Annotated in this window: 8 protein-coding genes and 2 pseudogenes; 4 read left to right on the top strand and 6 right to left on the bottom strand. The window is 57.1% G+C overall.

What is annotated here, in order from left to right:
- Positions 1-362, top strand: a pseudogene (locus tag RT018_RS08880) (antibiotic ABC transporter permease); the annotation flags it as partial.
- A 324-nt stretch (positions 363-686) separates the two neighbouring features.
- On the opposite strand, the gene RT018_RS08885 reads toward RT018_RS08880, so the two are convergent.
- The 4 genes from RT018_RS08885 to RT018_RS08900 form a co-directional block, all read right to left on the bottom strand.
- Positions 687-2,072, bottom strand: coding sequence for a trypsin-like peptidase domain-containing protein (locus tag RT018_RS08885; RefSeq protein WP_312941149.1), 1,386 nt, complete (start codon positions 2,070-2,072; stop codon positions 687-689).
- Positions 2,073-2,082: 10 nt separating this feature from the next.
- Positions 2,083-3,519 carry a HAMP domain-containing sensor histidine kinase gene (locus RT018_RS08890; RefSeq protein ID WP_312941151.1) on the bottom strand — a complete coding sequence of 479 codons (1,437 nt, stop codon included), beginning with the start codon at positions 3,517-3,519 and terminating at the stop codon, positions 2,083-2,085.
- Entirely contained in the window at positions 3,516-4,223 is a 708-nt protein-coding gene (locus tag RT018_RS08895; RefSeq protein WP_312941154.1) for a response regulator transcription factor, read from the bottom strand. Before RT018_RS08895 ends, RT018_RS08890 begins: the two co-directional genes overlap by 4 nt.
- Positions 4,224-4,329: 106 nt before the next feature.
- Positions 4,330-5,433 (bottom strand): hypothetical protein, encoded by a 1,104-nt coding sequence (locus RT018_RS08900; RefSeq protein ID WP_312941156.1) that lies wholly within the window; start codon positions 5,431-5,433, stop codon positions 4,330-4,332.
- 258 nt (positions 5,434-5,691) lie between these two features.
- Here RT018_RS08900 and RT018_RS08905 point away from each other — a divergent pair, with 258 nt between their 5' ends.
- Complete coding sequence (locus tag RT018_RS08905; RefSeq protein ID WP_312941158.1) at positions 5,692-6,714, top strand: LCP family protein; 1,023 nt, start codon at positions 5,692-5,694, stop codon at positions 6,712-6,714.
- 36 nt (positions 6,715-6,750) lie between these two features.
- On the top strand, positions 6,751-8,223 hold the full coding sequence (locus RT018_RS08910; protein WP_312941160.1) for an S-layer homology domain-containing protein: 1,473 nt from the start codon (positions 6,751-6,753) through the stop codon (positions 8,221-8,223).
- Between the two features lie 101 nt (positions 8,224-8,324).
- On the opposite strand, the gene RT018_RS08915 is transcribed toward RT018_RS08910, so the two are convergent.
- Positions 8,325-9,248, bottom strand: a complete 924-nt coding sequence (locus RT018_RS08915; RefSeq protein ID WP_312941161.1) for an RluA family pseudouridine synthase — start codon at positions 9,246-9,248, stop codon at positions 8,325-8,327.
- The gene (gene lspA / locus RT018_RS08920) at positions 9,217-9,711 is read right to left on the bottom strand and encodes a signal peptidase II (RefSeq protein WP_312941162.1); all 495 of its coding nucleotides are present in this window, start codon (positions 9,709-9,711) and stop codon (positions 9,217-9,219) included. The genes RT018_RS08915 and lspA overlap by 32 nt, the downstream gene beginning before the upstream one ends.
- 210 nt (positions 9,712-9,921) lie before the next feature.
- On the opposite strand from lspA, the pseudogene RT018_RS08925 reads away from it, so the two are divergent.
- Positions 9,922-10,369 (top strand): annotated as a pseudogene (locus tag RT018_RS08925) (tRNA (N6-isopentenyl adenosine(37)-C2)-methylthiotransferase MiaB); the annotation flags it as partial.

The following is a 10,369-nucleotide window of genomic DNA, read 5'->3' on the forward strand; positions in this document are numbered from 1 at the left end:
CCCCGCCGGTAAAACCCTCCCGCGTTGCAAAAGCGCTGCAAGCTGCCGCAGAAAGGCTCCCCGCCGGGAAAAAAGCAGCCGCAAACGACGGCGAAAAATTGCAGCCAGAAAGCCAACTCACCTCCACCCAACCGTCTCCCTCTCAGCCTACGTCCCAAAAAAGCATTTCTAAGAAGGCGGCCATTTCCTCTGACAAAGCATCTGAGAAAAAAGAGCATTTTGCCTTATTGAAACGCTCACTTTTCCGCCGGAAAACGAAAGTACCCACCGATTCCGTCAGTAAATCTGCTCCCGAAGGCGCGCCTTTGGAACACGCGGATGCAAACAAGCCAGAAGAAAAAGAGCTTGCCAAAAACCATTAAATTTTACACGCGCTTTCGCCTTCTCGCGAAAAACTGGCCTCCTCCTGCGCTGATTGCGCGGGAGGAGGCCTTCTTAACGGACAATGCCCTATCTGACAGGAGGAATTCTACTGCACCCCCTTCCGCAAATCACGCGGAAGAAGGCGTTCTAATAAACGGTTTTTCGCTGCTCTTTCGGCATTTCAAAAGCCACTCGGCGAGGTCTTTCGTGCAGTCAACTGAAAGGGCGGACAGGTTTTCTGTCCGCCCTCTAGCAAAATTGATATGAAATTGTTATTTTTTCTCGCAAATTCGGCGTAATTTACTTTCCGGGATCCTTTGATTTCAATCGGCAGGCAGTTTCTCAAACGCCTCGTCCAGATGGAGGACCACCTCTACATACTCTCCGTCCCGCCAGAGCTTCATGGGCATGTCATCGCCAATGCGGAATTGGCGGCGGACATTCATCAGCATATGCCGCTCGGTCACGGCCTGCCCACCTGCGGAAACAATCACGTCTCCACCTTTCACGCCCGCCCTGTCAGCGGCAGAGCCGATACTCACGTCCTGTACCTCCACGCCCTGCGTTCCGTCAGGCAGAACTTTGGGAATACCTATGATCGTGATGCCAAGTCGTGGCTCAGGAAGCACTTTCCCACTTTCCAGAATGTCATTCACCATTTTCTGCACCGACCGCATGGGCAGCGCAAAGCCCAGCCCCTCCACGTTAGAGGAAAAAGACATCATCTTGATGGTGTTCACGCCCACCACCTGTCCGTACACGTTGATGAGCGGGCCGCCGGAGTTTCCCTCGTTCAACGCCGCATTGGTCTGAATCAGCGTCATGATGCGGCCTGAAACGTCCACATCCCGGTTAATGGCCGAGACAATGCCGTCCGTCAGCGTCCCCCGCAGCTCCACGCCCAGAGGATTTCCGATGGCGTATACCGTATCGCCCACCATCAGTGCATCGGAATCGCCCATCTCCGCCGCAGGCAGACCTGTGGCATCCAGCTTTAAGACTGCCACGTCGTTTCCGCTGTCACCACCCACATAGAGCGCCTCAAAAGTCCTGCCGGAGGCCAGCGTCACGCTGCAATCATGGCTTCCCGCCACCACATGATAATTGGTGAGAACATACCCATCCTCCCGGAAAATCATGCCCGTGCCCACCGACGCACCCCGGTCCAACTGTGCGATCACCGTCACCACCGCGGGGTTCACCCTGCGGTAAATTTCCTGAATACTTTGCGCGCCGCTAGGGGCAGTGGTCAGCTCCATCACCGCGCCCTGACCGTAGGGATAGGTTCGAATGGAGACCTCCTCCTGATCCCAGTCCTCGTTTTGCAGGTATTCGTCCTTGGGGGAAGAGGGTGCAAAGTAAAAAAATCTCCCATCTAAAAAGAGTGCTCCCACAGCCAGCCCTCCCGCAATGGCAAGGCAGATCAGAAAAATCCACAGTCCTCGTCTTCCCCGGACCCGTTCTTTAGAAACCGGCGGGGTCAAAATTGGCCCGATGACAGGGGCGCTATTCGGCAAAACTGGGAGCGTCACCCGGCCCGGCAACCGCCGAGGCTGGATATAAAGCTCCACCACCTCTTTTGGCTGGGGTAGGGGCGGATAGTATTCCACCACCTCCCGGGGGTCAGCCTGAGAGGGCGTTACTCCACCCCCGTCCTGCGCGGCACCTTGTTCGTCAGGGGGCTGAATTTTAAAAAACTGGTCGTTCATCTGCGCCTCGTTATTCCGCGGTCAGGGAGAACGAAAACTCGGTGACGCCGTTCTCGCTGGTCACATTAATTTTTTCGCGGTGTTGCTCCAAAATGGTTTTGACAATATATAGTCCCAGTCCCACGCCGGTTTTATCCTCGCTTCGGGACTTGTCGCTCTTATGAAACCGCTCAAATAAAAGCGGCAGTTCCTCAGGAGGAATGGTGTCTCCCTCGTTCCGCACGACGACACGGGCTTTGCCGTCCTGCCGGGCCACGCCCAGATACAGCACGGAGCCGGGCGTCGCGAATTTTGCCGCGTTTTCCAACAGGTTATAAATTACCTGGGTGATCATGTCGTTGTCCCCCAGAACCAAAATCGGCTCTTCCGGTATGTCTGCGTCCACGTCCAACCCACGGTCGGTAATTTTCTTTTCCATGGAAATCAGCACCCGGCGCATGCTTTCGCAAAGGTCAAAGTGGACCCCGCTTTTCATGGGATCGATGGCCTGAAGCTGGCTCACATCCAGCATTCGCCGGACCATGCGGCTCAGTCTGCGGCTCTCCTCCGCGATAATTTGCAAATACTGCCGTTCGCTTTCATAGGGGATCGTCCCGTCCAGAATGCCGTCGGTATATCCGGCGATGGTGGTCATGGGTGTTTTCAGTTCGTGAGAGATGTTGGCGATAAACTCTCTGCGTTTGCGCTCTGTTTGCAGCAGCGTTTCGGCCATGTTGTTAAAGGAAACCGCAAGTTCACCGATTTCATCGTTTCGCTCGGTATCTCGCATGCGGATGTCAAACTCCCCGTCGGCAAACCGCCGGGTGGCTACCACCATCTCCCGAATGGGCCGAACCTGCCGCATGGCGGTGACAGAAGAGGCCATAAACGCCACCATCAGCACCACACAGGCGGTCATGGCAAACAGCCCGATAAAGCCCTGCCACATTTTGTCCAGAGCCGAATTGAGCACGGACACGGCAAACACTGCGCCCACCTGTTTCCCCGCCGCATCTGCCACCGGAACGCCCACCACAAGGTGTTTTTCCGAATATACACCATCCAGATTGGAGCGTCCGGAACTCGCCCCACGCGTCAGGGTTTTGTCCATCAGCTTCTGAGGAACGGTGACAGACAGTCCATCCAGCCCCTCGTCGGTGGAAAGAAGCGCATGGCCCTGCGTGTCACAGACAAGGAAGTTCAAGTCGGAAATGGACGCGGCAAAGCCCGCCAACGTCAAAAGTTCCGTTTCGCTTGAAAACCCGCCGCTGCTCAAATAGCCAGCGGAGAGGCGGGCCACTACGCCCGCCCGGGTTTCCATATCGTTGACCCGCTCCTGACGAAGAAAGTTATAGCCCAGCGCGGAGTAAGATGCCCCCAACAGCGCCAGCGTCAGCAGCACAGTGCCCATAGTCAAAAGCATCTGGCGCCAATATAGCCCCGGGAAGCGCTCGCCCAACCGTTTCATGCCTTCTCCGTCTGCTTTTCCGCGCCCATCACTTCGAACTTATAGCCCACGCCCCAGACGGTTTTCAGCGCCCACTGGTCGGACACGTCTTCCACCTTCTCCCGCAGGCGCTTAATGTGCACGTCCACGGTCCGGCTGTCTCCGAAATAGTCAAACCCCCACACCTCGTCCAGCAATTGGTTGCGGGTATACACCCGATTGGGCGTGGCCGCAAGATGATACAACAGCTCCAGCTCTTTGGGAGGCGTGTCCACTTTTTTTCCATTCACGATCAGCTCGTAGGAATCCAGATTTACCACCAGCTTGTCAAAGGTCAGCTTCTTGGACGTGTCGTTGGGAATCTCCGTCCGGCGAAGAACCGCATTGATTCGTGCCAGCAGCTCCTTCATTTCAAAGGGTTTGACAATATAGTCGTCCGCACCCATCTCCAGGCCCTGAATGCGGTCGAACACCTCGCTCTTGGCGGTCAGCATGATAATTGGAACTTTGCTGGTCTCCCGGATTTTCGCGCACACGGCCCAGCCGTCCATCACCGGCAGCATAATGTCCAGCAGAATCAGATCGGGCGCCTGCTTCTGGAATTCTTCCACCGCCCTGCCGCCGTCTGCGGCGATGCGGACGTCAAAGCCCTCCTTCACAAGATACATGTGGATCAGGTCGGAGATGTTGTGATCGTCCTCCACAACCAGAATGTTTCGCGCCATAGTCCTGCCTCCGTACTTTTTTAAACTAGGGGGATCTCCCCCGCTCTATGTTGTCCATTATATACGCTTTGGCCCTAAGATGTTGAATTTTTTGTTAAAAACGCGCCTAAAAGGCCGTTTCTGTCATGGCGGGCAGCCGATCCGCCTCTTCTGCAGCAGAGGCGAGAAATGCCCGCAAAGCTCCCGCGGTCACGTCGCTCCCCAGCCACACGGACACAGAACTCCGCCGTTTGCCGATTTGCTTCAGAAGTGAGTTTGCTGCCCCGGAAGAGCCAAGTCCGTATTCCGCGCGATCAATGATGGGATTCAAAGGGCAATAGCCCGCCGCCCGGAGAGCGGCCGCGTCTCCGTCCGGTTCATAGACCAGGCGGGTTTTCATCCCAGCTTCGGCAAACAGAGTCCGGTTCATGGCGGCCAGCCGCTCCGCCGCCCCCGCCCCAAATCCAGGAATCAAGCCCACGGTGCTGCCGGAAGTCGCAATACGGCGAAGCTGGTCCCCGCTGCGGGAAAGAGCTTCCTCCGTGAAATAAAAGGCGGCGTGGAAGCCCCGGCTCTCCAGCGCGTCCAGCCAAGCAGCTACAGTCTCCGCATCCTCTGCCAGAAAGCATAAATAGATCGACTTCCCGGAAGAGGCGGGGTCCTCGCCTTCTGCTTCTCCCTTTTCTCCGGTGTTTATGTCCGTCGGGTTGGTGGTGCTCTGTTTTTGATACTGCTGATATTTGGCGTCCAGTTGGTAGGAGGCGGTGTCCGTAAACATGCTGTCAGGTAAAACGGCAGAGGCGCTTTTCACCCGGATCAGGTAGCCATGGTTTACGGGCGTATTGCTATATACGCGGCTGAAATAGGACGCCACAGGTGAGGCCGCCACAAAGGTCACCCCGCCCCGAGTCACGCACACATGGTCGTACAGCTCTCCCTGCCCAGTAGTGCCGGAACCGGTGGCCACATTAAACACCAAAGACCGGCTGGAATCGTACAGCACCAGCGTCTGGGTGACAACATTAAACGAATAGCCCAAGCCGGATTCACGAAACACCGTGGCCGCCACGTACAGATATCCCCCAAACCAGAAGGGCATGGTGGAGTCCTTCAAATCCAGAACCCGCTCGTCCACGGCGGTAAAATAGACGGAATCTTCCGCTAAAACGGGGGGACAAAGGGTCCCCAGCAGAACCAGCGCCAGCAGCGCAGCGGCAAGTCTCTTTTTCACGCGGCGTTCACCCCCCCTGTTCTATCTTTCCGCAGCAGTTTTTCTCTATTTTAGCACGCATTCGGCGGTTTTGTAAAGCATTCCCGCGCTAAGAGACACGGACCTTCCTCGCAAATCCAATCTTGCGCTTTGCTCGGGAAGGCAGTATAATGAGGCATGACATCCGCCCCCGTTTTTTTCCATTCCAACGGGCGGGTGTTTAGATTTGACGGTTCTTCCGCCCAAAGGGCGGAGGCCCATAAGGAGTTCGCCGTACCCATGGTTAAAAAACGCCATCGCCGCCGTATTTCTCCGCTTCAGCGCCTTCTGTTGGCGCTTGTTGTCATTCTGTCCGTTTTTGTGGGGCTGACTCTGACCTACAAGGCCATCGTCCGCCCGCCCCAATTGGAGGATAAGAACGGCGCAGGCCTTCCCGCCTCGTCTCAGGCCTTCTCCTCGGCAGATCTGGCTTCACAAGATGCCGACCAGCTGGCCCTTGCGGCAAAGGCCGCCCACTCAGCCCGAAAACCCGACTTTTACACGATTCTCGTCTCCGGCGTGGACGATGGAAACGGCGGCAGCGACACCAACATTCTGGTGGCAGTGGACGCGGGGACCGGCCAGATTTACGGAGTGAACATCCCCCGGGATACCAAAAGCCGCATCCATGGCAAGAACTATAAATTCAACGCCGCCTACAACATCGGTGGCTTGGATCTGGCGGCGGAAACGCTGTCCGGGCAATTGGGGATTCCGGTGGACTACACCGTGGAAGTCAGCCTGAAGGCCTTTTCCGCGCTGGTGGACGCCATCGGGGGCGTGGATTTCAACATTCCCGTGGACATGGATTATGACGACCCGATTCAAAACCTGTCCATTCACTTCACCGCCGGAATGCGTCATCTGACTGGCGCGGAGGCGCTGAAGGTGGTCCGCTTTCGCCACAACAACGACGGCACCGGCTACGGCAGCGAGGACATCGGCCGGATGAAAACCCAGCAGGATTTTTTAAAGACCGTGGCAAAGCAGATCCTGAAACCGGCTAACCTCACTAAGATTTCTCAATTTTCACGGATTTTTCAACAGTACGTGAAAACCGATCTGGAGCTGGGTGAGCTTGCCTGGCTGGGGCAGGAGGCTTTTAACATGGGTGCGGACAACGTGAATTTTTCCACCCTTCCCGGAGAGTGGCACTCGCCCTACATTTATCTGAATACCGACGAGGTGCTGCAAATTATCAACGAACACCTCAACCCCTATGTGGAGGACCGGGTTTTGGCGGATCTGAACATTCTGTCCTGAGCGCGGTTGCGCGATGAACGAAAAAGAGGAGGCCCTATGATACATCTGAAGCTGCGCCTGCCGGGGTTGCTGCTGGCGCTTGTTCTGGCAGTCAGCCTGTACATTCCCGCGGCGGCGGCTGAAAATTCAGCGGATAATTTTGTCCGCGGGAAAACTTATGCCGGGGAATTTTCCGACGTGACCCCCGATTCGGTTTTCCACGACAACGTGACGGCCCTGTATGAATACGGGCTTTCGGTGGGCAAGAGCGACGGCACTTTTGGCCCCAAGGACGGCATGACGGTGGGGCAGATTGTGATTTTTGCAGGCCGCATCCGCAGTCTGTACGCCACGGGAAACGCCGAGTCCGGTGCGGCCGCTTTCCAAACCGAGGGCCAGTCGGCCTATGAACCATATCTCGCCTATCTTCAAAGCGTGGGTGCGCTTGCCTCCGAGTTGGACGGACTTTATAAAGGCCCCGCCACACGGGCGCAGACGGCCCATGTGCTGGCGGCTGCTCTTCCGGCGCAGACGCTTCCCGCCATCAACGACGAGCTGGTGACAAGAGCATATGCCTCCCGTCAGTTTATCACAGACGTGACGGAGTATACGCCCTATTACAACGATATTCTTGCGCTTTACAGAATCGGCGTGTCCGCCGGGTCCGACAGCGCGGGAACCTTTGGTCCTGAAAACGCAGTGACACGCGGGGCGGCGGCCGCCATGCTCACCCGGATAATGGACCCCAATTTGCGTCTCACGCCTGCATGGACTGTGCAAGAGACCCCCCAAGCTCCGAATTACAGCGTGGCGGGCACCTCTTGGGGGGATTTGGTAACTGCAAACGCCACCTATTTTCCCGCGCCCTCCTCGCAGGAGCAACTTGCTTCCAGCGTCGCCTATATGCTCTCTCAGGAGACAAACGTGCTGGAGCTGAATTACGGCACGTACATTACCTCCGCACAAGCTGGCAACGTAATGAACAAAGCGCTGGCCGTCGTAAAGTCTTACTGCGAGCAGATGTACAACTCTGTGCAGTGCACCTACGAAACCATTACCGGGCGGGTGACTCTGACCTTTTCCGCCGTGTCGGCGGAGGCAAACCTTCCTGCCTATCGGGACTATACCCTTCAAGCCGCCATCGCTCTGCACGACCAGTTGTGGGCCGAGGGCACAATCACGGCAAATATGACCCAGATGGAGAAAGCCCGCGTTTACTTCAAGTGGATTTGTGACAACTGCGTTTACGACACCACCGCCGGGCCCAACTCCCTTTCTCACATCGGCTATACCCTCTTTCGTCATGGAACGGCTGTGTGCGACGGGTACTCCGGGGCCTACAACCTGCTTTTAAAGCTGGAGGGAATTGACTGCTATGCCCTGTCCAACCCTGACCACATCTGGACGGTGGCTACTCTGGACGGCACGTCTTATCACATTGATACCACATGGGGCGACGACGCAAACGGCGTGGACTACCGCTATTTCGCCATGACTGAGGCGCAGTCCCGCAGCTTCCATCCGTGGTAAATGCATAACCAAAGCCGCGTCGGAGAGCATTCTCCGGCGCGGCTAATTTTATAGTAGGCGCGGTCTGATCGGCAGATTCTTCGCAAAAAGACGGTCTTCCCTCAAAGAGGCCGCCGCCCCTCTTCCAACCTATGTAGCTGGTGCAAAAATTCCTCCGGCAGCGGGCAGGTAAGCTCCACCGGCAATCCTGTGCGGGGATGAAGAAACCGGAGCCCCGCCGCGTGGAGACACTGGCCCTGCAATCCCGAGACGCGCTTTTTCGCACCGTACACCGTGTCCCCCAGAATGGGGTGCCCCAAATGCGCCATGTGAACGCGAATCTGGTGGGTGCGCCCCGTCTCCAGACGGCAACGTACATGCGTGAAACCGGGATAACGGGCAATGACCTCCCAATGGGTCACGGCCCGGCGGCCACCCTGCACCACCGCCTGCTTTTTCCGGTCGGCGGGAGAGCGGCCAAGAGGCGCGTCCACCGTGCCGGAGTCCTCCCTGAGATTTCCCACCACGATGCACTCATAGGTCCGGGCCAGCGTATGGTCCTGAAGCTGGGCGGAAAGCCGGCCATGGGCAAAATCATTTTTCGCGGCGATGATGAGGCCTGAGGTGTCCTTATCAATGCGGTGGACAATGCCAGGGCGCAACACCCCCCCCACGCCGGATAGCGAGTCGCCGCACCGATTCAGTAGCGCATTCACCAGCGTGCCGCCGGGATGGCCCGGCGCGGGATGGACCACCAGCCCCCGGGGCTTGTTCACAACGATCACGTCGCCGTCCTCATACACCACGTCCAGCGGAATATCCTCCGGCAATGCTTCGGATACCTCCGGAGGAGGCAGCTCCACCGTCACCGTCTCTCCCCCGGCAAGACGCAGGCTCTTGGCAGGCCTTTTTCCGTCTACCAGCACCTTCCCCTCCCCGATCAGCCGCGCGGCGGCGGAACGGGTCAGCCCGGGACCCTTGGCAGCCAGAAACGCGTCCAGCCGCGCCGCGTCCTCAAGACTTGCTTTCAGCGTCAGCGTTTCCATTGGCGGTTTCCTTCCCATCGTATTTCTCATAGAACCACAGGTAGTATGCCGCTCCCAGAATCGCCCCGGACACAATGCAGATGTCTGCCACGTTGAACACGGGATAGTGCATAAATTGAAAGTTAAACATATCCACCACATACCCCAACCGCGCCCGGTCGAGGATGTTGCCAAGGCCCCCGGAGATAATCAGCGTGGCGGCGGCCAGCCCCAGCGGATGGCGGACCAACTTTTTCGCAACGGCAAAAATGACCGCCATCACGATGGCCCCCGTCAGCCCCAGCAACAACCATCGCATTCCGGAAAAGCTGGACCAGGCCGCGCCGTAGTTATGAACACGCAGCAATTCTAAAAAACCGGGAAGCAGCGGCGCAGACGCGCCCAGCTCCAGATGGACCGTCACCCAATATTTGACCCATTGGTCCACAGCTAAAAGCCCTGCGCCGGCAATAAGATAGAGCATAAAAGACCTCCCTGCGCGGTATGCGCCGATTCTCTGAAAGATTCATGCCCTATCCTACCCCATTTTGCCAAAAAAAGCAACTTCTCTGTAAGCGTGTTTTTCCGGGGGGCGGAGCCTCGCTGCGGGAAATGCGGGTTGTGCTTTTTTTTGTTTTGTGATAAGCTAACGTGGATAAATTATCGATATTTTCAGGTTTTGGAGGATTTGCCCTTGGAACGCAAAAACGTTACCATTGCCCCGGAGGAGATTGCGCGCCAGCGGGGCTTTACGGAATTGATCCGCACCATGCTTGTGGCGCGGGAAAGCCTTCCCGTCGCCTGCGTAGATACCTTCGGTTGCCAACAGAATGTGGCCGACGGGGAAAAGCTGATGGGAATGCTGAAGGAGATGGGCTTTTCCCTCACCGACGAGCCCAAGGAAGCCGATGTGGTGATTCTCAACACCTGCGCCATCCGGGAGCATGCGGAGCAGCGGGTATTTGGCAATCTCGGCGCCCTGACCCACACGAAGAAAGCCAACCCCCAGCAAATTATCTGCCTGTGCGGCTGCATGGCGCAGGAGGAACGGGTGGGCAAACGGGTGAAGGAATCCTACCGCCATGTGGACTTGCTATTCGGGCCTCACGCGCTGTGGAAATTCCCGGAGCTGTTGTGGCAGG

This window comes from Oscillibacter sp., assembly GCF_032060045.1.
In the GTDB taxonomy this organism is placed as follows: domain Bacteria; phylum Bacillota; class Clostridia; order Oscillospirales; family Oscillospiraceae; genus Oscillibacter.

What these genes read in the sequence shown, in the direction of transcription:
- RT018_RS08895 (WP_312941154.1), bottom strand. Translation starts at nt 4,223, where the DNA reads ATGGCGCGAAACATTCTGGTTGTGGAGGACGATCACAACATCTCCGAC.
- RT018_RS08905 (WP_312941158.1), top strand. Translation starts at nt 5,692, where the DNA reads ATGGTTAAAAAACGCCATCGCCGCCGTATTTCTCCGCTTCAGCGCCTT.
- RT018_RS08890 (WP_312941151.1), bottom strand. Translation starts at nt 3,519, where the DNA reads ATGAAACGGTTGGGCGAGCGCTTCCCGGGGCTATATTGGCGCCAGATG.
- RT018_RS08915 (WP_312941161.1), bottom strand. Translation starts at nt 9,248, where the DNA reads ATGGAAACGCTGACGCTGAAAGCAAGTCTTGAGGACGCGGCGCGGCTG.
- RT018_RS08910 (WP_312941160.1), top strand. Translation starts at nt 6,751, where the DNA reads ATGATACATCTGAAGCTGCGCCTGCCGGGGTTGCTGCTGGCGCTTGTT.
- lspA (WP_312941162.1), bottom strand. Translation starts at nt 9,711, where the DNA reads ATGCTCTATCTTATTGCCGGCGCAGGGCTTTTAGCTGTGGACCAATGG.
- RT018_RS08885 (WP_312941149.1), bottom strand. Translation starts at nt 2,072, where the DNA reads ATGAACGACCAGTTTTTTAAAATTCAGCCCCCTGACGAACAAGGTGCC.